Here is a 24,860-nt window from a genome sequence, read left to right as displayed (position 1 = left end):
TCGGCTTCTTTTTCTCTTTTCTTTAGTTCTTTTTATACTTTACCTACATTATTTACGGCTTTGTCCAGTGTTGAATCCATCGTCTGGATAATCTTCTGTCCAGCCTCGTAAGCTCTGGTGATTGTAATCATATCTACCATTTCGGATACTACATTAATGTTGGAAGCTTCCAATGCACCCTGCTCTACTCTCGCATTCGATGCCACAAGCTGTCCGCCATTTACTACATCATAGAGATTCTCACCATACTTGCTGATATAGTCATAATTATCTACATCTACTACACCAAGTCTTGCAACCACCTGATTATTCTGCATAATACTTCCATCGGAAAGCACTTCAAAATCCAGATTCGGATTAATCCGGATATAATTCTCTGCACCAGGATTGCCAGTGGAAGCTCCATTCTGGTTCAGCACATAATCACCGTCTTTGGTCACCAGATAGCCTTCTCTGGTCAGTGTAAATGCTCCATCCCGGGTAAGCTTCATAGATGTTTCACCATTCTTATTGGTAAATGATACCGTAAAAAAACCATTTCCATCCAATGCCATATCGGTACTTCTGTCTGTCACTTTAAAGCTGCCCTGGCTGAAATCGGTATATACTTCGCCAATATGCACCCCCATACTGATATTTCCCAGTACCCGCGGCTGCCCATAATCAGAAGTATCCTTAATCTTAATTGCCAGTGTATCAGCAAATGTATGATTTGTGGTACCTTCCTTCTTATATCCGGTTGTGTCGGCATTTGCCAGATTATTTGTCAGAATATCCAGACGGTTCTGTTCGTCTAACATTCCGGTCCATGCGGTATATAATCCTTTTACCATCTACAGTCCTCCCGAAATCTTAATCGTCGTCTCTCTTACCAGCTAAGAATTCTACGAATTTACCTGTACCAATTGCTACACAGGTCATTGGTTCTTCTGCTGTCATTGTATTAATTCCTGTCTTATCTTCAATCAGCTCTTCCAGTCCTCTAAGTAATGAACCGCCACCTGTCAGCACAATTCCTCTGTCTGCAACATCTGCTGCCAGCTCTGGTGGTGTTTTTTCCAGAACACTGTGTACCGCTTCTACAATCTGTAAAGTTGGTTCTCTTAATGCTTCCTCCGTCTCTTCAGAAGAAACAGTTACTGTCTTAGGAAGTCCTGTTACCAGATTACGTCCACGGACATCCATCGTTTCCGGCTGTGCCAGTGGGAAACAGGTTCCAATCTTAATCTTAATATCTTCTGCAGTTCTTTCTCCGATCAGAAGATTATGTTTCTTTCTCATATAACGGACAATTGCCTCATCAAAATCATCTCCGGCAATTTTAATTGATGTACTTACTACCGAACCGCCCAGTGAAATTACTGCAATATCTGCGGTTCCTCCTCCGATATCTACAATCATATTTCCACAAGGTCTTGCAATATCGATACCTGCTCCAATTGCTGCTGCAATTGGTTCTTCAATAATTGCAACTTCTCTTGCTCCTGCCTGATAAGTTGCATCCTCTACCGCCTTCTTCTCAACCTCTGTTACACCACTTGGTACACAGACACTGATTCTTGGCTTACGGAATGTTTTCTTTCCCAGTGCCTTCTGAATAAAGTACTTAATCATCTTCTCTGTTACGGTATAATCAGAAATAACACCCTGGCGGAGTGGTCTTACTGCTACAATGTTGCCCGGTGTTCTACCAAGCATCAGCCTTGCTTCTTCACCAATCGCTTTAATCTTGTTTGTATCTCTGTCAAACGCTACTACGGACGGCTCTTTTAAAACTACGCCTTTTCCTTTAATATAAACCAATATGCTGGCTGTTCCTAAATCAATTCCAATATCTGTTGAAACCATGTCAATGTTTCCCCTTTCATCTGTTTCATTATATGTGGAGTAATCTACAAAAAAAGGCAGACTACGCATTCAATCATATTCTTACATATATAATCACATTATATACAATAAATGGCATTTTTCAAAGGTTTTTTTTCTGTTTTTACTTATTTTTAATGAAATTGCAACATCTTCTTAACTTTCTTTTGCTTTCTAATTGTCTTAACTTTTTGTTCACATAATAGTCACAGGTCTTCTATAGTATCATTTATGTACTAGCTATTAAGCTAATATAATTTTTCATAACTCAGCCCTTCGGATGTCCCTCGGGATGTCCGGAGGGTACTCCCCAAGATAGTAACTGCTGAATGTTTCAGCAGTTTTTTTGTGCACATAACAGGAACAAAGAATGTGCCTATAGAAAATAGCACCTGCCGAACCCGCCACTGACAGTTTCTTGCAGATGCCATTTTTCATTGTCTTATGCTTATCCGGTATTACTATTCCAGATATTTCTTTACATATTGTCCGGTATAGGATTCCGGTACTTTGGCAATCTCTTCCGGCGTTCCCTGGGCAACCACAGTTCCGCCACCGTCTCCGCCTTCCGGCCCCATATCAATAATATAATCTGCCGTCTTGATTACATCCAGATTATGTTCAATTACAACTACTGTATTGCCACCATCAGACAATCTCCTCAGAATTTCAATTAATTTATGGACATCTGCAAAATGAAGTCCTGTTGTCGGCTCATCCAGAATATAAATAGTCTTTCCTGTACTGCGTTTGCTCAATTCTGTTGCAAGCTTAATTCTCTGTGCTTCTCCACCAGACAGTTCAGTAGATGGCTGGCCCAGACGGATATAAGATAAGCCCACATCATAAAGGGTCTGTATCTTTCTTGCAATAGAAGGCACATTCTGAAAGAATTCCAGTGCCTCTTCCACTGTCATATTCAGCACATCATAGATACTCTTGCCCTTATATTTTACTTCCAGTGTTTCACGGTTATATCGTTTGCCCTGACACACTTCACACGGAACATATACATCTGGCAGGAAATGCATTTCTATCTTAAGAATACCATCGCCGGAGCAGGCTTCACACCGGCCACCCTTCACATTAAAGCTGAATCTTCCCTTCTGGTATCCTCTTGCCTTGGCATCCGGAGTGGATGCAAACAAATCTCTTATCATATCAAATACACCGGTATAAGTAGCCGGATTGGAACGGGGTGTTCTTCCGATTGGAGACTGGTCAATATCAATTACCTTATCTAACTGTTCCAGACCTTCAATATCATCATGGGCACCCGGAATACACCTTGCCCGGTTTAAATCCCTTGCCAGACGTTTATAGAGGATTTCATTAGTCAGTGAACTCTTTCCGGAGCCGGACACTCCGGTAATGCAGGTCATAATACCCAGTGGAATCTTCACATCAATATTCTTCAGGTTATTCTCTCTTGCACCCTTTACAGTAATGAATCCGGTTGGTTTCCGTCTTTCTTTCGGTACCGGAATCTTGATTCTTCCGCTTAAATAAGCACCGGTGATAGAGTTCTTATTTTTCATAATCTCTTCTGCTGTTCCGGTAGCAATGACTTCTCCGCCATGTTCACCGGCTCCCGGTCCGATATCCACAATATAATCCGCTGCACGCATAGTATCTTCATCATGTTCTACTACAATCAGTGTATTTCCAAGGTCTTTTAACCCCTTTAAAGAATTCAAAAGTTTATCATTATCCCGCTGATGCAGACCGATACTAGGCTCGTCCAGAATATAAGCCACGCCTACAAGTCCGGAACCAATCTGGGTTGCAAGTCTGATTCGCTGTGCTTCTCCACCGGATAAGCTTCCGGTTGCGCGGGACAGTGACAGATAATCCAGTCCCACATCCATCAAAAAGCCTACACGCGCCCGGATTTCCTTTAAGACCTGGTCACCAATCAGATGCTGTTGTTCCGTCAGTTCCATTTCTTTTAAATAGGCATCCAGATTACGGATGGACATTGCTGTTATCTCATATATATTTTTACCGGAAACCGTTACTGCCAGTGACTCCTTCTTCAACCTCTGTCCGCCACAGCATTTACACGGTGTAATCCGCATAAACTCCTCATACTGCTGTTTCATGGTATCAGAGCCGGTCTCACGATAGCGGCGTTCCACATTTTTAATCAGTCCTTCAAAGGCAATGTCATATACACCTTCTCCACGCTGACCTTTATAATATACCTTTACAGGCCTTCCATTGGTTCCATGAATCAGCATATTCCGGACTTCTGCCGGCAATTCCTTATATGGTGTATCAAGACTGAAGCCATATTCCTCAGAAAGTGCCTTAAGGATTGCATAAGTAAAGCTCTTCTTATCGGTAGAGGACTGCCAGCCCATCACCTGAATTGCGCCCTCTGCAAGGCTCAATCTCTTATCCGGTATCATCAGTTCTTCATCAAATTCCATCTTGTAACCCAGTCCAAAACATTCCGGGCAGGCTCCAAACGGATTGTTAAAGGAAAAGCTTCTCGGTTCGATTTCATCAATACTGATTCCACAATCCGGACAGGAAAAGCTCTGGGAAAACTGCATGGTCTCTCCATCAATGATATCCACCATCAGAAGTCCGTTTGAAAGTTCTAACACATTTTCAATAGAATCCGTCAGACGCTTTTCAATCCCTTCCTTTACCACCAGACGATCCACTACGATTTCGATATTATGTTTCTTGTTCTTATCCAGCTTTATCTCTTCCGTCAGTTCATAGGTATTTCCGTCCACCTGTACTCTCACATAGCCGCTTCGCTTTGCCTGTTCAAAGAGCTTCTGGTGTTCACCCTTTCTTCCACGGACTACCGGTGCTAAAAGCTGTATCCTGGTACGCTCCGGCAGCTTCATAATCTGGTCTACCATCTGGTCTACGGTCTGTTTCTTAATCTCCTTGCCGCAGTTCGGACAGTGCGGAATTCCAATCCGCGCATAGAGCAGACGGAAATAATCATAAATCTCCGTTACCGTTCCTACAGTAGATCTCGGGTTACGGTTTGTGGATTTCTGGTCAATGGAAATTGCCGGAGACAAACCTTCTATTTTCTCTACATTCGGTTTCTCCATCTGTCCTAAGAACTGCCTTGCATAAGATGACAGACTCTCCATATAACGCCGCTGTCCCTCTGCATAAATCGTATCAAATGCCAGCGAGGATTTACCGGAGCCGCTGAGTCCTGTCAGTACCACAAATTCATCTCTTGGTATATCCACATCAATATGCTTCAAATTATGTTCGCTTGCACCACGAATCCTGATATATTTTCTCTCTTTCTTTGCCACTTTTTCTTCCTCTTTCTCTACTTACAAATCGCGAAGCATCTTCTTTAACTCAATTAACTTATCACGATATTCTGCCGCAGCCTCAAAGTTCAACTCTGCAGCAGCATGGTTCATCTTCTTCTGAATATCTGCAATCAGCTTCTCCAATTCCTTCTTATCCATGGATTCCGGATCTTTCTTGAATTCCATTTCATTCTTGGCTACCTTCTTGGAAATACTGATTAACTCACGGACAGATTTCTGAATGGTAGTCGGCGTAATGCCATGCTCTTCATTGTATTTCTGCTGAATCTCACGGCGGCGCTTTGTCTCATCAATCGCAACCCGCATGGAGTCTGTAATCTTATCTGCATACATGATAACATGACCTTCACTGTTTCTTGCCGCTCGTCCGATAGTCTGAATCAGCGAAGTCTCGGAACGCAAGAAACCTTCCTTGTCCGCATCAATAATTGCCACTAATGTAATTTCCGGTATATCAAGTCCTTCCCGCAAAAGGTTAATTCCCACCAGCACATCAAATACATCCAGCCGCAAATCCCGGATAATCTCTGCCCTTTCCAAAGTATCAATATCCGAATGCAGGTATTTCACACGAATACCCACTTCACGCATATATTCTGTCAAATCCTCTGCCATTTTCTTGGTCAGTGTCGTTACCAGCACCTTATGTCCTGCCGCAGTCTCTTTATTGACCTCTCCAATCAAATCGTCAATCTGGCCTTCTACCGGACGCACTTCCACATCAGGGTCTAAAAGTCCTGTCGGTCTGATAATCTGCTCTACCCGCAAAAGTTCATGTTCTTCTTCATAATCATTTGGCGTTGCAGATACAAACAGCATCTGGTCTATCTGGCTTTCAAACTCTTCGAAATTCATTGGCCGGTTGTCTTTTGCCGAAGGCAGACGGAAGCCATAATCCACAAGTGTTGTCTTTCTGGACTGGTCTCCCGCATACATTCCACGAATCTGCGGAATCGTAATATGGGACTCATCTACCATAATCAGGAAGTCATCCGGGAAATAATCAATCAGTGTTAACGGTCTCGAACCTGCCGGCTGTCCGGATAAGTGTCTGGAATAGTTTTCAATTCCACTACAGAAGCCTGTCTCTTTTAACATTTCAATATCAAAATTCGTCCGCTCGGCAATCCGCTGTGCCTCTAAGAGCTTATCTTCCCCCTTAAAGTATTTCACACGCTCTTCCAGCTCTGCTTCAATGGTATCGCATGCACGCAGGATTTTCTCTCTTGGCACTACATAATGTGATGCCGGAAAAATACTGATATGATTAAGACTATTCTTAATCTCGCCGGTCAATACATCGATTTCTGTAATCCGGTCTATTTCATCGCCAAAGAATTCTACCCGGATAGCAGTCTCTCCACGGTCTGCCGGAAAGATTTCCAAAACGTCTCCCCTTACCCGGAAGGTGCCTCGCTGGAAATCCATATCATTTCTTGTATATTGTATATCAATCAACTGCCGGATAACATCATCACGATCCCGTTCCATGCCCGGCCGCAGAGATACCATCATCTTCTGGAAGTTCTCTGGTTCACCCAGTCCATAGATACAGGATACACTGGAAACGACAATAACATCCCGCCGTTCCGTCAATGCTGCTGTAGCAGACAGACGCAGTTTATCAATCTCATCATTCACAGAAGAATCCTTTGCGATATAAGTATCCGTGGATGGCACATATGCCTCCGGCTGGTAGTAATCGTAATAGGATACAAAGTACTCTACTGCATTTTCGGGGAAAAATTCCTTGAATTCTCCATAGAGCTGCGCCGCCAGTGTCTTATTATGTGAAATAATCAATGTCGGTTTATTCATCTGGGCAATGACATTTGCCATGGTAAATGTCTTACCGGAACCGGTTACACCCAGTAGTGTTTCAAACTGATTGCCCTCTTTAAATCCCTTCACCAGCTTCTCAATTGCCTGCGGCTGGTCACCGGTGGGTTGATATTTGGAAACTAATTTAAAATGATCCACTCAATTTCTCCTCTGTTCATTTACTCTTCCTTTAGTATTACCACGTTTCTCCGCTCATTATAGCACCCCATAGCAAAAAAGTACAGAACAAAATCGAATGTTTGTTCTGTACTCATTTTTACTCTGTTCGTTTTTATTTTATTTCATTTTCTCTTCTGATAACTGCCAGTGCTTTAGAAATCTTTCTTAATCTCTGCCACCAGCTCATCCAGCTGTTCCAGCTGTTCGTTCTTTAATGAAGATTTAATACTTACCTTTGGTTCAATAATCTTCATATCTTTCATTTCTGTGATCTTATCTGCCATCTGTTTTCCAGCTGTTGCTGCCCAGGTACCATTATCCAGAATCGCAACGGTACGCTTCTGAACTGCAAGTGCTTTCATGTCATTTAAGAAATTCTCCATAACCGGATATACATTTCCATTATAGGTTGGTGCTGCCAGTACAATATGACTGCAGCGGAATGCTTCTGAAATCAAAGTGGAAACATGTGTATTGGATACATCATATACTGCAATATTGTGAATGCCTGCTTCTGCCAGTTTTGCTGCGAGTATATTTGCAAGATTTTCTGTATTTCCATACATGGACGCATAAGCAATCATAACTGCCTTCTCTTCCGGCTCATAGCTGCTCCATGTATTGTATTTATCCAGAATGTAACCAAGATTGGAGCGCCAGATTGGGCCATGCAGTGGACAGATAATGGAAATATCAAGTCCTGCTGCCTTCTTCAAGGTTGTCTGAACCGGTCCACCGTATTTTCCAACAATATTGGTATAATAACGTCTTGCGTCATCCAGCCAGTCGCGGTCGAAATCAATTTCATCATTAAAAATATTTCCGTTCAATGCTCCGAAGGTTCCGAATGCATCTGCTGAAAATAATACTTTGTCCGTTTCATCATATGTTACCATTACTTCCGGCCAGTGTACCATCGGTGCCATCACAAAGTGAAGGGTATGTTTTCCGGTATTTAATGTCTCGCCTTCTTTCACAGTAACGGAACGTTCTGCAATATCAAAGGTATAGAACTGCTGTATCATGCCAAAGGTCTTGGCATTTCCCACAACCTTTACTTCCGGATATTGTCTTACGATTTCTTCGATTAAAGCACAGTGATCCGGTTCCATATGGTTTACAATCATGTAATCCAGATTTCTTCCATCCAGTGCAAATGCCAGATTTTCTAAAAACTGTCCTGCAATGGAACGGTCTACGGTATCTAACAATACTGTTTTTTCATCCTTTAAAAGATAGGAATTATAGGATACCCCTCTTGGAATTGGGAATATGTTTTCAAATAAAGCAAGTCTTCTGTCACTTCCACCAATCCAGATGATATCTTCTGTTACTTTTCTTGTGCAATGCATCTATTTTCCTCCTTTTGCCATATTTGCTGTTATAATGTAATTTAATTATTATAAGTAGATTTAACTTTTGTATTTTTATTCTTAAGCTTTTCTTCCGCAGCACTGTTTGTATTTCTTACCACTTCCGCATGGGCACGGATCATTCGGGTAAACCTTTGCTGCCGCACGTTTCTTCGGCACGCCCTGTGCTGTTTCATCCTTATTGGTTCCGGTTACTTTTGCAACCTGCTCTCTTTCTACCTTCTGCTCTACTCTGACATGGAATAACAGACGTACGGTATCTTCCTGAATACTGTTAATCATCTCTTCGAACATGTCATAACCGCTCATCTTATACTCTACCAGCGGGTCTCTCTGGCCATAAGCCTGTAAACCGATACCCTGACGTAACTGATCCATATCATCAATATGATCCATCCACTTACGGTCAATGACTTTCAGTAAGATAACGCGCTCTAATTCACGGACAGCCTCCGGCTCTGGGAACTCTGCTTCCTTCTCCTCGTAGAGTTTTACAGCCTGTTCTTTTAAAGCATGTTTTAATTTCTTCTGATCCTTATATTCTTTTGCCTGTTCCGGTGTCACCTGCTGAAGTGGAATAATTGGAATCAGCAACTGGTTCAGTTCATTAATATCCCATTCTTCCGCTGGTAAATCCGGTGAAATACAGGTATCTACTGTATTTTCCACTCTGTCGGTAATCATCTTATAGATAACATCACGCATACTCTCGCCATTCAATACACGGAGACGCTCTGCATATATAATCTCTCTCTGGTCATTCATAACCTGATCATACTCCAACAGATTCTTACGAATTCCAAAGTTATTTCCCTCAATCTTCTTCTGTGCCTTTTCAATTGCACTGGTCAGCATCTTATGCTGAATCTGCTCACCTTCCGGCACACCCAAAGCATTAAACATGCCAAGCAACTTCTCAGAACCAAACAGACGCATCAAATCATCTTCCAGTGAAATGAAGAACTGGGATTCTCCCGGGTCTCCCTGACGACCGGAACGTCCTCGCAGCTGGTTATCAATACGTCTGGATTCATGACGCTCAGTACCGATGATTTTCAGACCGCCGGCTTCCTTTGCTTCATCATCCAGCTTAATATCAGTACCACGACCAGCCATGTTGGTTGCGATAGTAACCGCACCATGTACACCGGCCTGTGCTACAATTTCAGCCTCTAACTCATGGAATTTTGCATTCAAGACTTTGTGTGGTATACCACGCTTATTCAACATGGAGCTTACCAACTCAGAAGTATCGATATTGATGGTACCAACCAGAACCGGCTGTCCCTTCTTGTATGCTTCTTCTACTTCATCCACAACAGCATGAAATTTTTCTTTCTTGGTCTTATAAACAGCATCCTCTTTATCCACACGGATAACCGGTCTGTTGGTAGGAATCTCGATAACGTCCATTCCATAGATGTCACGGAACTCTTTTTCCTCTGTCAAAGCGGTACCGGTCATACCTGCTTTCTTATCATACTTATTGAAGAAGTTCTGGAATGTAATATTGGCAAGGGTCTTGCTCTCACGTTTTACTTTTACATGCTCTTTTGCTTCAATTGCCTGATGTAATCCATCAGAATAACGCCGGCCCGGCATAATACGTCCGGTAAATTCATCTACGATTAGTACCTGATCATCTTTTACCACATAATCCTGATCACGGAACATCAGATTGTGTGCACGCAGTGCTAAAATGATATTATGCTGAATCTCAAGATTATCCGGATCTGCAAGGTTATCAATGTGGAAAAACTGTTCTACCTTCTTTACACCTTCTAATGTCAGATTGACTACTTTATCCTTCTCATTTACCACGAAGTCTCCATCTTCTTCGATTTCCACTCCCATGATAGCATCCATCTTGGTGTATTCCTTCTGATCTTCACCACGTTTCATCTGTCTTGCCAGAATATCGCATGCCTCATAAATGCTGGTGGATTTGCCACTCTGTCCTGAAATAATAAGTGGTGTTCTTGCCTCGTCAATCAACACAGAATCGACCTCATCGATAATTGCAAAATGAAGCCCACGCTGTACTAACTGTTCCTTGTAAATCACCATGTTATCGCGCAGGTAATCGAATCCCAATTCATTATTGGTAATATAAGTAATGTCACAGTTATATGCATCCTGACGTTCCTTAGTGTCCATGCCGTTAAACACAACGCCAACAGTCAGTCCTAAGAATTCATGAACCTGTCCCATCCACTCAGCATCACGTTTTGCCAGATATTCGTTGACAGTTACAACATGTACGCCCTTTCCTTCCAATGCATTTAAGTATGCCGGCAGGGTAGATACCAATGTTTTTCCTTCACCGGTCTTCATCTCAGCGATACGTCCCTGATGCAGGATAATACCACCAATCAGCTGAACACGGTAATGTTCCATTCCAAGCACTCTCTTTGCCGCCTCACGAACGGTTGCATATGCTTCTGGAAGCAGATCGTCCAGTGTCTCACCATCAGCAAGTCTCTTTTTGAACTCTTTTGTCTTATCCTTTAACTGCTCATCAGTCAGTTCCTGCATGGCAGGCCGATAAGACTCTATCTTATCTATAAGCGGATAAATTCTTTTTAATTCTCTTTCGCTATGTGTTCCAAAGATTTTTTCTATTGCTTTCATATAATGCTCCTATCCATAATTTTGCTTACGCAACTATGAAATATTGTACCACTATCTGCCTTTCTTCACAATATCTAATCCAATGAACGTTTTATAAACTTTTTGTTAAATCAGTGGACTTTTTACAAACAGATGCTATAATAGGCAAAGATTGAACAGGCGATTGCAAAATGAAAAAACAGAATAAGATATTTTTATAGGTGAAAGACTTCACTTCTTTTTAATGGATATGAAATATCTCGTAACTCTTAGCACTTTATTTTTCTTGATTGCAGACTGTCTTTCCGGTTGCTTTGACATAGGATTCCAGAACTGTCCGCCGGTTGCGGATGCGACGTCAAAACCGCAAGGGGCACTAGGAATTTCGATAAACTCATGATTACGTCCGGCAACCGGTGTATATTCACATCCATGTTCAGATACACCTCACTGGCACATCCCTGTGCCAGTGTTGCCGGTTGCCAGTGAAATTCCAAGTGCCCCTAGCAGCTTTGCCAAGGTATCCGCACTCCGGCGGACAATTCTGGAATCATTGTCAAACATTGGAAAGGCAGTCGATATAACAGAAAGAAAAATAAAGTGCTTAGAGTTACAATATTTCATATCTGAAAAGAAGAGGAGCCTTTCACCTCATAAAAAATATGTCATACACTATTTTTCATTTTGCAATCGCCTGGCAACAAGTCCAGGTATAGAAAGGAGTTTCTTATGCATTACACATACAAAACCAAAGGAACCTGTTCCACCCAGATTGATTTGGATTTAGAGGGAAATGTTTTAAAACATGTTACCTTTACCAACGGATGTAACGGCAACTTAAAGGCTATCTCTTCTTTGGTAGAAGGATTAACGGTAGAAGAAGTAGAAGAAAAATTAAAGGGCATCACCTGTGGATTCAAATCCACTTCCTGTGGTGACCAGCTTGCCCAGGCATGCTTAGCAGCCCTTGAAGTGCAGAAAAAAGAATCATAACAGAACAAAGAATGTGCCTTGGCACATTCCCGCGCCTGCGGCGGTCGCTTGCGACATCTACCTTGTACGCTGCAGTGCGCATCCTCGTGGAGCGTTTTTCACTTTACAGGAAAGCAATTCCCTGTAAAGTGAAAAAGGGCATCATCTAAATTCTCTTAAGATGATGCCCTTTCATACTATTTCGTCCATTGGACTTTTACCTCATTTCGTATATTTCGTCTTCAATCCCTGAACCCTTCCTCCTGAATCCGTTCGCTTCTGAGTCCTGTTGGACTGGAACCATATCTTTACGTTGCCATTCTGATTCTCCATCCACTTTTCTTTTGTATTTACCTCAGGTTTTCCTTCCGATTCTGAATCCATGAACTGAATCTGATTTTATTATTTATTATGTTAGGTTTCATAATATCTGTCAGCTCTGCATTGGACCGTACCTTCCTTTCTTACTATTGCGTTTCTCTTCATCTAAACGCTTGTCCGATTCTGATTTAATATCCTGGTGGTATCGACCTCCTCTTACATTATTATGAGTTTGTTCCTTCTCTTTCTGGTGGAATCTCCTCCTTACTTTGTTTCCGTTCATTTGTTTCTTTTGATGATTTGATTATATCTAACTATAGTTCATTTGTCAACACTATTTTTAGAATTTTCTTAATTATTTTTCGTATTTGCTTTATTATATTACATATATTGTGTAAATTATCTGAATTTTCAGTTTTATTTAAATTGTTAAAACAACTACAAGAAACATATGTAATTACAATCTGTCTGCGATGCCATTTCCTATTCGCTGATTTTCCACTCTACCTGGGCACTTTCTTTCTTCTGAAGAGAAAGCAGAAGAGTAAATAACTGATGAATGGTCTCCATCAATTTCTGGCTTGGAAGAATTGCATACTGGGCCAGCCGGTCCAAATCAAAATAGCGGACATTCGGATCCGGCAGGAATACCATGTTGGTGCTCCGCACTTCTTCTCCACAAGTCTCAATATTTTCATAAGTAATCATTACAAATTCATTTCCATGCTCTTCGCAGGAATAGGCTGTATAACACTCATCTACTACCCACTGCTTTCCGTCGGCTTCTACAACCGGCTTTTCGGATTCCTCTTTATATTCGCTAGTCTTCATCTCAACATTCCAGTGCTGCTTTCCTTCTTTGGTTCTCTCATATAAATGCTCTAATGTGCTGTTTAAAAATTCTGGTGTCATTTTTTGCTGTCTCCTTCTATTTACTATTGTTTTTGTTCTGTACTTTTATGTTGTGGCTGTCCGCAGTTGCATTCGGACAGCCTCGGTTATTTTTGTCCTTTTTTTCTATTATAACACAGCCGCTTCTGCTGTGAAACCATAAGAAACAATACTTTTTAATGCCTTTTCTTTAACGAAGCCCGGATTCCTTTGCCTCTGTTTCCAGTCCGTTGGCAAAATAATCCGCCATGGCAATAATCTGCCGCTGGATATTCCAGAATGTCTGTAAATCTTTTTCATAATTGCCGGCAAGCCGCTCATTGATTTCCTGTCCGGTCAGGTCTACGTGCATACGGAACATTTCTTTTAATACACTTTCTTCATATTCCGGTGTTGCAGATGCCAAAAGCTCTGCGATGCGGTCTGCATTTTCGTTTAACCGTCGTACCTGCTCCTCCGTATCCTTCGCTCTTCCTTCTTTTTTCTGGGTGATCAGTCCACCGGTAAGCTCTACCTGGCGCACCAGTAAATCTCTGAGGCTGTTCACCGTATTTTCCGGATAATATCTGCCGAAAAGGTCTGCTATTTCCTCTGCATTGTCAATTAATGCAGTAACCAGTTCCTGCTGATCCGGCAAATCCGCTGCCATGCTGACCAAAAGCATCCGGAGCAGGTAGGTATGATTCAGCCATGCCATCCTCATCAGTTCTTTTAAATTTCCTTTTCCATTGTTATTGGGAATCCCGGAATCTCCTGTATTTCCCGGCATTTCCGGTCTTGTGTATTCTCTGCCCGGGCATATTTCTATCTTCATTCCAATCTGTAAATTGTAAGGATTTATCCTTGGATTGCTTAAAATAATAGAGGATACCGTCGTCTTATACTGCCGGGAAAGTTTGTATAATGTATCCCCCGCTTCCACGGTATGTTCGATTGAATTGCTGCAGTTCACGCTGACCTCTTCCCATTCTTTCTTACTTTCGTATTAGTTTATGTCAAAAATGTTGATTGGTTCCCTGATTTGCTCTTGTCAAGGAATGCGATTGCGTATACAGTAAGGGAAAAGCATGTTTTTGCGAGGTGTATTATGTCCATTAAAATATTCGTTATGACCCACAAACAATTTGAAGCTCCCACCGATTCCTTGTATGTTCCTCTGCAGGTCGGACATGCAATTTCTCCGGAATTGGGCTATCTTGCAGATGATACCGGAGATAATATTTCCCGGAAAAACAAAAGTTTCTGCGAGCTGACCGGCATTTACTGGCTCTGGAAAAATTACCATGCCTGCGATTATATCGGCATCTGTCATTACCGCCGCTATCTCATAAATAGACAGGGGCTTATTTTCACGGAAAAAGAGCTGATGCGGCTGCTTCAGAATCATGACATGATCACACCAAAGCTTCTGACTTTAAATACTTCGTATTTTAATGGTTTCAGCCAGAACCATCACCAGAAGGATCTGCTGATTACTGAGCAGGTCATTTCTGAAAAATACCCGGACTATGTGCCTGTTTTTCACCATATGGTTCATGATGTACATACTTATTTTGGAAATATTTTCATTACTTCAAAAGAACGATTTGATGCCTACTGTGAATGGCTGTTTGACATTCTCTTTGAAGTGGAGTGCCGGGTCGATATCAGCAGCTATGATAATTACTGTAAGCGGTTGTTTGGATTCCTGTCGGAGTTTCTGCTGACCGTCTACATTGCGAAGCAGAATCTCTCCACCTATGAATGTATGGTGGGGATGTCCGGTGAAAAGCATGAAACAAGAATGCTCCGGGAATCTCTGGCAAAATGTTTTGCGAATGGCGACTACCAGAAAGCCCAGTCCATTTTCATGGAAAGCTATGCGAAACGCCCGGACATTCTGATGGAAGCTTCTGATATTACCGGTGAACTGCACCTTTGCATGCAGGTAATTTCTACCTGTTCCTTTGAACAGGAACTTTATGGGCACAACCTTTTAGATATGATTCATGATTATCATTCCCTGATGGAATTCTTCCACCGGTTAAATGAAATTGTAAATCATTTTCTTACAGGGACAGAGTCTGCCGCTGATATTTCATGGCTCAAAAAATCCACTACTCTCTCTCCGAAAGCAGTGGATATAGCGATTCAAATGTTCTGTTCTGATGAGGACTTAAAAGAGAAAGCATTTTCAAAAATCTGTTCCCATCTCAAAGATTTTTGAATTCCGGCTTCTTCCTTCTAATCTGCTCACCTTTCCGGTCTCACCTGTTTCTACTGGCAGGCTGCCATAGAAACGGTCCGGCATCCCGGTGAAATAATTTCGCAATGGTCAGAGAATGTTACGGTCATTCCCTCTTTTTCAAAAAATGCTTCAATTGCCGCTTTGAGCATACCCTCTTTACCATCACATGCACAAAATCCTAACGGTTCTACAACGGCTGTCTCCGCATCATGAAAGCTAATACGGTATGGCAGGCGTTGTTCATGTAACGCTGCATTCAGGTGTGCAATCTGGTTATAAGTAAATTCCTGTCTCATGAGCACCCCTCCTCTACGGTCGTATGACAACTCTCTCGTATTACTTCTAGTTATATATATTATAACTCAATTTTCTGAAAATAGGAAGTAAAATGTATTTACTTTCTGTTATATTTCCATTACCATATTAGTATATTACATTAGGTCATTGTCAACGAGATAAGTTGATACTGGAAAACTTTGGTATCGAAGAACCTTTTGTTTTTATAATATGAAATACCTGCATTTCTTATGTGTGTGTTTCGCTTGATGGTAAACTGTCTTTCCGTTGCTTTGACGGAATCGCTGCACTGTCCGTCGATTGTAGATGCCACCTAACGGCTGCAAGGGGCACCGGAAATTTCGGACAATATATCACTTTATCCGGCAACCGGTGCAAATTCACATCCGTGCTCATATGCACCTCTCTGGCACATCCCTGTGCCAGTGTTGCCGGTTTTCAGGCGAAATTCCAAGTGCCCCTAGCAGTCGTTATAAGGCATCTGCATTTCGACGAACCGTACAGCGATTTTGTCAAACATTGGAAAGATAGTTTTTATAACCAAAAGTGAAACACACACATTAGAAATTCGGTATTTTATATCTAAAACAAAGGTCTTCGATACCAGAAGTTTTCCGGGGACAACGTATCCTTGTGCGGTCAATACCTGAGTATATTAAATCAAAAGAGGAGAATGATATGTATGAATGTCCCAATTGTGGAGGAAATCTGAGGTTTGATATTCCAACACAATCACTTTTCTGTGACTACTGTCACACACAGCTGAATCCTTACAGCTATCAGAAGGATCACGATGCTGTGGAGACATCTACTTATGATGTCAACATTTTCACCTGTCCGCAATGCGGCGGTGAAATCTTAAGTACTGAGAATGCTGCAACCGGATTCTGCAGTTTCTGTGGTGCTTCTACGATTCTTGACAGCCGGATTGCCAGGGAAAAACGTCCGGACTACATTGTTCCTTTCCAGATTACCAAGGAGGACTGCAAGAAGGCTTATGGCAAAATGATGCGCCATGCCATTTTTGCCCCTAAGGAACTGAAAGACCCTCGCAATGTAGACAATTTCCGTGGGATTTATATGCCTTACTGGGTATATAACATTACCCACGAAGGTACGGTACAGCTGCCGGCTGAAAAAAGCCACCGGGAAGGCAACTATATTGTAACCGACCACTATAATCTGCTCTGCCAGACGGATGCCTATTATAAAGGGCTCTCTTATGATGCGTCTTCTTCTTTTTCGGATGTTATCAGCGAGAATATTGCTCCCTTTGATGTGCGCGGCATGAAAAGTTTTACTCCGTCCATTCTGTGTGGTTTCTATGCTGATACTGCCGATGTGGACAGCGATATTTATCTGAAGGACGCAAAAGCCATTGCCAATGAACAGACTTATTCCAAAGTCAAAAAAATACCTGCCTTCCAGGAATTTAATTTTATTTATCCGGAAACAGAGCATTATATGAGTTATGCATTAAATACGGAATGCAAGGAAGCTGCCAGCGCCATGCTTCCGGTATGGTTCTTATCCTACCGTAACAAAGACCGCGTTGCCTACGCTACGGTCAATGGACAGACCGGAAAGGTTGCTGCTGATATCCCGGTAGATAGCCGTAAATTTTTACTCGGTTCCTTTCTACTGGCTATCCCGGTTTTTCTGCTTTTAAATCTTTTCTTTACCATACGGCCTGCTTCAACCCTGATACTTTCTGCGGCACTGGCACTTTTTGCCTCCATTATTTATTTTGTGGAGCTGAGCGAAATCCATAGTCAGGAAACCTATGAGAATGACAGGGGATATCAGTCCAAACAGGGAAATCTCAAGAAAGAAGCCAAAGTAAAAGTAAACTTAAAGCCCCATAAAAGCATGAAATCTAAATTCGAAAACATAATTCCTTATCTGTTTTTAGGTGTATTTGCAATTCAGGTTCTAATGGGAATCTTTAGTTCCGGCGGTTTTTCATTTTCTAAAATTGTCATGCTTATTGTTATCGGCGGTGGGGTTCTGACTTCGCTGTTTGGATTTTCCCAGTTCAGCGAAACAACCACCCGTGGAAAAATTCCGGGATTCCTAGGAGCTTTAATTTCCATTGTTACTGCTGGAATGATTACTTTCCTGCATCCGGTTTCCGACCTTTATTACTATGGTGGTGCAATTGTATCTTTTGCCGGTATTATTTTTACGCTTCTTAGCATTTTAAAGGAATACAATATGCTTACCATGCGGAAACTGCCGCAGTTTAACCGACAGGGAGGTGATGACCGTGCCTGATATATATAAGAAGAAATACAGCTCTTTTTCTGCAAAAATAATTCTTGGCTGCCTGCTTGCATGTTTCTTCCTCTTACTTAACGGAAGTATTACCTGCAAAGCCGAAACCAAGACCTATACCAACAAAAGCACCGGTTATCAGGTTATCGTTGAGGACGATGCCAACCTTTTAACAGACGAGGAAGAAACCACCCTTGGAAAAGAGATGGCTCCGATTACCACTTACGGAAGTGTTGCTTTTAAATCCATCGATTACAATCCTTACTATTCTACTGAGGATTATACCCGAAGCTATTACCGCGACACCTTCGGTTCCACCAGTGCAACCGTATTTCTCATTGATATGGACAATCGGAACATCTGGATTCACAGCAACGGAACCATTTATGAAACCATTACGAAAAGTTATGCCAACACTATCACCGATAATGTATACAAATATGCCTCTGATGGTGATTATTACACCTGTGCATTTACCGCTTTTGGTCAGATTAATACATTGCTCGAAGGGCGAAAAATTGCGCAGCCGATGAAATATATCAGTAATGCCTTTTTAGCAGTTATCATTGCTTTGTTGTTAAACTATTTTCTGGTACGTTCCTTCTCCCGTGCGAAGAGACCATCGAAAACAGATCTTTTAGGAAAGGTATTTACACAGTGCAATATTGTCAATCCAAATGTCCGCTTTATCCGGCAATCCCGTGTCTACAGTCCGCCTTCCAGCAGCGGCAGCGGTGGCAGCAGCGGCAGCGGTGGCGGTGGCGGCGGTGGCAGCAGCAGTGGCGGCGGCGGTGGAGGCGGTGGCGGCGGTCACAGCTTCTAATCCCAAAGACCTGCCTTTTGCCGTTTTATACCGCTATTTCATAACCTGTAGGACCTGCCACCGGCAAATTCCTGCATATGTCCGGAAATAGCAAAAATCCCATGGAGAATATTTCTGTTTTCCATGGGATTCTTTTTGACGTTTTTTATATTGATATTTTTTATACTGCTTTCTTTTCTAAATTTTTCATGATATTTAATTCACGCAGTGCATAGAAAATGGCAACGACAGCTGCAGCTGCATCTGCGATTGGTCCTGCATACATTACTCCGTCGATTCCCATAAACAAAGGGAAAATAAGAATCAGCGGCAGTAAAAACAGCACCTGCCTGGTCAGTGATACAACAATACCAAGTCTGGCTTTTCCAATGGATGTAAAGAAACCAGAAGACATTGGCTGGATTCCATTGATAAATGTCATAAACATAAAAATTCTGAAATACCGCTCTGCGAACTGGAAATATTCTGTACTTCCATCACCAAATACCGCCACCAGCTGATGTGGAAATATCTGAAACACAATGAAAAATACAACACCCACCAGCACGGATATCTCAAAGGCACGCCAAAATGTTTTTCTTACTCTCCCAAAACTTCCCGCTCCATAATTAAAGCCCCAGATTGGCTGGCAGCCCTGGGAAATTCCAATACAGATTGCCATAAATACCATATTTACTTTTGAGATAATTCCAACGCAGGCAAGGGGGATATCTGTTCCATATACAGACATTTCTCCGTAATGACGCAACGTATTATTCATGGTAATCTGCACGATTGCCATGGCTATCTGGTTGATGCAGGAAGCCATTCCCAATGCTGCAATCGCTTTCATATATTTCACCCTTGGACGAAGCATGGAAAACCAAAGTTCCATTTTTCGGAATTTTACAAAATATATAATAACAAGCAGACCTGATACAAACTGTCCGATTACAGTCGCCCATGCGGCTCCTTTGATTCCCCAGTTAAATGTAAAAATAAATAACGGATCTAAAATCGTGTTGATAATTGCGCCCACAAGCATGCAGGTCATGGAATAGGTCGGGCTTCTGTCCGCACGAATCAGATGCGTTCCACCGGTTGTAGATACCAGAAACGGGATTCCAAAAGCTGTAATAAATGTATAATCCTGTGCATATGGCAGCACATCCGGTGTTACACCAAATAAATACAGCAGCGGATTTAAAAAAAGCAATACGATTGCTGCAATTATCACTCCACAGATAAACAGAAGACCCAGTCCTGTTCCTGCAATCTTATTTGCTTCTTCTACATTTCCTTTTCCGGTCTCCAGATTATAATTGGATGCACTTCCGATTCCAAGTAACAATGCCGTTGCCGTGCAGATAATGGATACCGGAAATGCAATATTTGTTGCGGCATTTCCAAGCATGCCAACGCCCTGTCCGATAAATATCTGATCTACTATATTATAAAGGGAACTTACCAGCATGCTGATGATTGCCGGTATTGCAAAGCGGGCAATCAGTTTCCCGATTTTTTCTTCCGCCAGCGGATTCTTCGTAGTTTCTACTGTGTGTTCCATCACGGTCTCCTTTCTTTCTCCGGCGAGGGGGAAAGGCAATAAGTTAAAAGAAATATCCTTGGTATTCACAGCTTGTCTGACCTGACCATAAAATACCACAGTTCTATTACATATGTTTTTCTTTCTGCTATGAAAACCGTCTTTTTCATGTTTGACAGTAATACTGCACCGTTCGCTGAAATGCGGATGCATTTCAAGGACTGTTAGGGGCACTTGGAATTTCGTCTGGCAACAGGCAACGCTGGTACAGGGATGTACCAGCGAGGCACAGATGAACATGGATGTGAATTTGTGCCGGTTGCCAGACAAAGCAGGCTGTAAATCGAAATTCCTAGTGCCCCTTGCAGGACTTATGTGGCATCCGTATCCAGCGGACAGTACAGTATTCCAGTCAAAGCAGGCAAAAGACAGTTTACAATCAAGAAAAACATATGTGTAAGAACTGTAGGCATTTTAGGTCAAAGCCAGTCAATCTCTAAATACCAATGATATTTATTGTATCTTATAAGCTTTCCCCATCGCCTGCATAAAGCATTTCATACCGAACGATTGTAACACCCATTTTCTCCGAAGTCAAACCAGCAGCGGAAGAGATTTCACATGAAAAATATGTCTTTTACAACCATACCCAAAGAATGGTATACTTAGCATAGATATGGAGGTCGTATGATACAGACAGATAAATTGGTACAATTCTATTGTGCCCAGTATAAAACCTTTGCAAAAAAGAAGCATAAAAAAACGATACCGGAAACAGGTCCTTATCCGAAGCGGATGCAGCGGCTTTCCAAGGAACTGCTGGCTATCCATTCTCCGAAGATAAAACAGCCGCAGCTGGAGAATTATCACCGTCAGCTCCGTAATCTTGCCTATTTTGTTTATCGGGATGCCAATCCCATTTATATTATGCAGTTTGAGACTTATCTTATTGCTGAGCTGGTTCGTCTTGATATCAGTTCCCTGCGGGACGAGGAACCGGAATTAATTACAGAGCGTTTCTTAAACTTTTTATATCAGGAAATGCCCCTTGCAATCTGCCGGCGCACCTTAAAGGATTTGTGCCATCAGTATGGACAATTTGGAATGCGTCATCAGATTGTCGGGATGGTTCCGTTGAAACCGGAAACAGAATTTCCACAGACCAGAGGCATGCAGCGGCATTTTATCCTGCATGTTGGTCCTACCAACTGTGGCAAAACTTATCACGCATTAGAGCGTTTAAAAGAGGCTTCGTGCGGAGTCTATCTTGGTCCTTTGCGTCTTCTGGCGCTGGAAATCTATGAGAAAATGAAAGATGCCGGCATTGCCTGTACGATGCTTACCGGAGAAGAATGCATTCCGGAGGAAAACAGCCGGATTACTTCTTCTACCATTGAAATGTTAGACATGGAACAGCACTATGATATTGCCGTTATTGATGAAGCACAGATGATTGCAGACCGTGACCGTGGGCACTCCTGGACCCGCGCTATTCTGGGGGTAAAAGCAGATGAAATCCATATCTGCATGAGTCCTGCTGCCGAGGAAGTTGTTACCCACCTCATAGCCCTTTGCGATGATACCTTTGAGGTTCGCCACTATGAACGGAAAACTGCACTGGTCTGTGAACAAGAGGCATTTGTTTTCCCGGATGATGTCACAGAAGGTGATGCACTAATCACTTTTACCAAGCGTGCTGTCTTAGACATTGCCGGACGATTAGAACGTGAGGGAATTCGTGCCAGTGTCATCTACGGCAGTCTTCCACCGGAAATCCGCAGAAGACAGATTCGTCTTTTCTTAAGCCACGAAACCAAAGTAGTGGTTTCCACCGATGCCATCGGTATGGGACTGAATCTTCCGGTACGAAGAATTGTTTTTATCCAGACAGAAAAGTATGACGGCATTTCCACCCGCCCCCTTAATATTCCGGAGATACGGCAGATTGCCGGACGTGCCGGACGGTTTGGCATGTATGACACCGGTTATGTCAATGCCATGGGCGAGGATGCCAGAAATTATATTGCCAAACGTTTTGACCAGCCGGAACCGGTTATTAAGAAGGTAAGCCTTGGTTTCCCACATGTCCTTTTAGATATGGACGAGCCATTAAATGCCATTTTAAAAATATGGAAATCCGTAGAGCCCTCTGCTCCTTTTGAGAAAATCAGCATTGACGAAATTCTCTTTCTATATGATAAGGCATATAAAGCCCGTAAAGAAATCGATGGGTTTGAGGATAAACATACCCTCTACCGGATGCTGACCTGCTCCATTGATATCAAAAACCGGGATATCGTTGATTTGTGGCTCTATTACTGTAAAACCTATACTGCTGATGTCTCCCTTCATTTTCCATCACTGATTATGTGTAATGACAAGGGACTGATGCGTTACGAAACTTTTTATAAAATGCTGGACTTGTACCATCAGTTTTCCACCAGAATGGGAAAAATTTCTGATAGCGAGCGATTAAACCGGGAACGGGAAAAGACAGAAGATACAATTATGAAGCTTCTTGCCAAAGATAAGAAGGATTATATCCGCACCTGTAAATACTGCGGCGTAACGCTGCCGGTAGGTTATCCGTTCCGGGTCTGTGAGAAGTGTTATGGACACAGTCCCTATAAAAAAATCTGATGACAGGAGGTAATCATTATGTTTCTTTCCATTGAGTCCAAACATCCAAAATTTTATCAGGTCTTCCGGGTTTTCATCGTATTTTTTGCATCGATTCTGTATGCATGGAACCTGCGTTGTTTTGCGAAAACTGCCGGATTATTTCCGGGCGGCTTTGCCGGAGTGTCCCTGCTCTTACAGAAAATCGGACTGACCTTTTTCCATATTGATATTCCATATACCTTTTTCAACGTGGTTTTAAATATTTTCCCAATCTATATCGGTTTCCGGTTCCTTGGAAAAAAATTTACCTGGTACTCGATTCTTACGATTTTCTTATCCAGTATTTTCGTAGACCTGCTGCCGGCTTATGTATTTACACAGGATGTTCTTTTAATCAGTGTGTTCGGTGGTCTTTTAAACGGATTTGCCATCTGCCTGTGCTTAAACGTTGGAACTACTACCGGTGGAACCGATTTTATCAGTATTTATCTTTCTTCCCAGAAGGGAATTGATGCATGGAATTATATTCTCCTTGGCAATGTCATTATCCTTGCCATTGCAGGTGCTCTCTTTGGCTGGTCTATTGCACTTTATTCCATTATTTACCAGTTCTGCAGCACCCAGGTAATTCAGATGCTTTATAAGCGTTACAAGAAAGAGACTCTATTTATTATTTCTGATAAATCCAATGAAATTTATCATGCGATCCGGGAAACCACCAACCATGATGCCACCCTCTTTCAGGGCATTGGCTGTTATGAAGAAAAAGAAAAGACGCTTATCTACTCCGTCATTAATACGGAGGCTAAGCGCCAGTTAATTCCTATGATACGTTCCATCGACCCACACGCCTTTATCAATATTGTAAAGACGGAGGAATTGGAAGGCCGGTTTCACAATACTCCAAATGATTAATGCATCATCCGGTATACAAAACTACTTTTCCTGATACCGGTCATAAATTTTCTCCGGTGTCATCAACGAAACTTCATCGATAAAAGCATTTCGGAATGTCATGGTACCGCCCTGACATTCCTTTGTTTTTTCTGCGGCTGCCTCGCCGCACAATCCAATAAAACTGCAGCAGGCTGCTGCCGCTTCTATGGTTGCTTCTGTTCCAAGAAATGCACCCAGCATAACCGATGACATACAACCGCTTCCGGTAATATGTGCCATCATTTCATGGCCTCTTCTGCATTCAAAGACTTCTCCGCCATCCGTAATCACATCCACTGCACCGGATGCAATCAGTATGGTCTTCTGTACTTTCGCATACTGTTTCATGCTTTCCACATCAATAGACTTATCTGATGCATCCACACCGGTTACGGTATTGCAATCCTTTAACAGTGCACGAATCTCAGAATAATTTCCCCGAATGCAGGTCGGGTGAATTTCTTTTATCAAAGTCTGGCATTGCATCCGCCGGTAAGTAGAACCGGAAATTCCTACCGGGTCTAATACAATGGCATGTCCCATTTCATCCGCTTTCTTTCCGGCTTTTTCCATAGCTTCAAAATCCGCAATAGCTCCAAGATTGCAGACTAAGGCTGCTGCCCCTTCTGTTATCTCTTCCACTTCCAGCGGATGATGTGCCATGGTCGGAGATGCGCCTGCTGCCAGCAGAATATTGGCACAGTCATTGACGGTCACCGCATTGGTTATACAGTGAATGACCGGACGTTTCTTTTTTATCTCATGATGCAGTTCTGCAATTTTTCCGGCTTCTAATTCCATA

The 24,860-nt window shown here is 42.3% G+C and carries 17 protein-coding genes; 6 read left to right on the top strand and 11 right to left on the bottom strand.

Annotation, left to right across the window (positions count from 1 at the left end):
• Nucleotides 1-32: 32 nt before the first annotated feature.
• The 6 genes from LKD41_RS04420 to secA all read right to left on the bottom strand — a co-directional run bounded on the left by LKD41_RS04420 (nucleotide 33) and on the right by secA (nucleotide 11,191).
• Nucleotides 33-833: a flagellar hook-basal body protein gene (locus tag LKD41_RS04420; RefSeq protein WP_117698444.1), complete on the bottom strand. Its 801-nt coding sequence runs from the start codon at nucleotides 831-833 to the stop codon at nucleotides 33-35.
• A 19-nt stretch (nucleotides 834-852) separates the two neighbouring features.
• Nucleotides 853-1,848 (bottom strand): rod shape-determining protein, encoded by a 996-nt coding sequence (locus tag LKD41_RS04415; RefSeq protein ID WP_022244522.1) that lies wholly within the window; start codon nucleotides 1,846-1,848, stop codon nucleotides 853-855.
• 479 nt (nucleotides 1,849-2,327) lie between these two features.
• Nucleotides 2,328-5,162 (bottom strand): excinuclease ABC subunit UvrA, encoded by a 2,835-nt coding sequence (uvrA, locus tag LKD41_RS04410; RefSeq protein WP_022244523.1) that lies wholly within the window; start codon nucleotides 5,160-5,162, stop codon nucleotides 2,328-2,330.
• Nucleotides 5,163-5,183: 21 nt separating this feature from the next.
• The gene (uvrB, locus tag LKD41_RS04405) at nucleotides 5,184-7,166 is read right to left on the bottom strand and encodes an excinuclease ABC subunit UvrB (protein ID WP_022244524.1); all 1,983 of its coding nucleotides are present in this window, start codon (nucleotides 7,164-7,166) and stop codon (nucleotides 5,184-5,186) included.
• Between the two features lie 173 nt (nucleotides 7,167-7,339).
• Nucleotides 7,340-8,539: an FprA family A-type flavoprotein gene (locus tag LKD41_RS04400; protein WP_227700509.1), complete on the bottom strand. Its 1,200-nt coding sequence runs from the start codon at nucleotides 8,537-8,539 to the stop codon at nucleotides 7,340-7,342.
• A gap of 81 nt (nucleotides 8,540-8,620) precedes the next feature.
• Nucleotides 8,621-11,191, bottom strand: coding sequence for a preprotein translocase subunit SecA (gene secA / locus LKD41_RS04395; RefSeq protein ID WP_022244526.1), 2,571 nt, complete (start codon nucleotides 11,189-11,191; stop codon nucleotides 8,621-8,623).
• Nucleotides 11,192-11,899: 708 nt separating this feature from the next.
• Here secA and LKD41_RS04390 point away from each other — a divergent pair.
• A complete protein-coding gene (locus LKD41_RS04390; protein WP_227700508.1) occupies nucleotides 11,900-12,163 on the top strand; it encodes a TIGR03905 family TSCPD domain-containing protein in 264 nt (87 codons plus the stop codon).
• Between the two features lie 783 nt (nucleotides 12,164-12,946).
• Here LKD41_RS04390 and LKD41_RS04385 read toward each other — a convergent pair.
• Both LKD41_RS04385 and LKD41_RS04380 read right to left on the bottom strand, forming a co-directional pair.
• Complete coding sequence (locus LKD41_RS04385) at nucleotides 12,947-13,375, bottom strand: hypothetical protein (protein ID WP_227700507.1); 429 nt, start codon at nucleotides 13,373-13,375, stop codon at nucleotides 12,947-12,949.
• A gap of 169 nt (nucleotides 13,376-13,544) precedes the next feature.
• A complete protein-coding gene (locus LKD41_RS04380; protein WP_227700506.1) occupies nucleotides 13,545-14,306 on the bottom strand; it encodes a LysM peptidoglycan-binding domain-containing protein in 762 nt (253 codons plus the stop codon).
• Nucleotides 14,307-14,441: 135 nt separating this feature from the next.
• Here LKD41_RS04380 and LKD41_RS04375 point away from each other — a divergent pair, with 135 nt between their 5' ends.
• Nucleotides 14,442-15,560, top strand: coding sequence for a DUF4422 domain-containing protein (locus tag LKD41_RS04375; RefSeq protein WP_227700505.1), 1,119 nt, complete (start codon nucleotides 14,442-14,444; stop codon nucleotides 15,558-15,560).
• A 50-nt stretch (nucleotides 15,561-15,610) separates the two neighbouring features.
• On the opposite strand, the gene LKD41_RS04370 is transcribed toward LKD41_RS04375, so the two are convergent.
• A complete protein-coding gene (locus tag LKD41_RS04370) occupies nucleotides 15,611-15,877 on the bottom strand; it encodes an RDAC family protein (RefSeq protein ID WP_022244531.1) in 267 nt (88 codons plus the stop codon).
• Between the two features lie 679 nt (nucleotides 15,878-16,556).
• Here LKD41_RS04370 and LKD41_RS04365 point away from each other — a divergent pair.
• Nucleotides 16,557-18,152, top strand: a complete 1,596-nt coding sequence (locus LKD41_RS04365; RefSeq protein ID WP_227700504.1) for a zinc ribbon domain-containing protein — start codon at nucleotides 16,557-16,559, stop codon at nucleotides 18,150-18,152.
• The gene (locus tag LKD41_RS04360; RefSeq protein ID WP_227700503.1) at nucleotides 18,145-18,975 is read left to right on the top strand and encodes a TPM domain-containing protein; all 831 of its coding nucleotides are present in this window, start codon (nucleotides 18,145-18,147) and stop codon (nucleotides 18,973-18,975) included. The genes LKD41_RS04365 and LKD41_RS04360 overlap by 8 nt, the downstream gene beginning before the upstream one ends.
• 160 nt (nucleotides 18,976-19,135) lie before the next feature.
• Here the strand turns inward: LKD41_RS04360 and LKD41_RS04355 are convergent, their stop codons facing one another.
• Nucleotides 19,136-20,521, bottom strand: a complete 1,386-nt coding sequence (locus LKD41_RS04355; protein WP_227700502.1) for an MATE family efflux transporter — start codon at nucleotides 20,519-20,521, stop codon at nucleotides 19,136-19,138.
• Between the two features lie 666 nt (nucleotides 20,522-21,187).
• On the opposite strand from LKD41_RS04355, the gene LKD41_RS04350 reads away from it, so the two are divergent.
• Together LKD41_RS04350 and LKD41_RS04345 are read left to right on the top strand one after the other, a co-directional pair.
• Nucleotides 21,188-23,140: a helicase-related protein gene (locus LKD41_RS04350; RefSeq protein ID WP_227700501.1), complete on the top strand. Its 1,953-nt coding sequence runs from the start codon at nucleotides 21,188-21,190 to the stop codon at nucleotides 23,138-23,140.
• A gap of 18 nt (nucleotides 23,141-23,158) precedes the next feature.
• Nucleotides 23,159-24,037 (top strand): YitT family protein, encoded by an 879-nt coding sequence (locus LKD41_RS04345; protein ID WP_022243895.1) that lies wholly within the window; start codon nucleotides 23,159-23,161, stop codon nucleotides 24,035-24,037.
• 21 nt (nucleotides 24,038-24,058) lie between these two features.
• Here LKD41_RS04345 and thiM read toward each other — a convergent pair whose 3' ends face one another.
• Entirely contained in the window at nucleotides 24,059-24,859 is an 801-nt protein-coding gene (gene thiM, locus LKD41_RS04340) for a hydroxyethylthiazole kinase (RefSeq protein ID WP_227700500.1), read from the bottom strand.
• Between the last annotated feature and the right edge of the window lies 1 nt (nucleotide 24,860).

This window comes from Roseburia sp. CLA-AA-H209 (genome assembly GCF_020687575.1).
Classification (GTDB): Bacteria; Bacillota; Clostridia; order Lachnospirales; family Lachnospiraceae; genus Roseburia_C; species Roseburia_C amylophila.
Note: the sequence above shows the minus strand (reverse complement) of the source record. Positions and strands in the feature narration are given on the sequence as shown.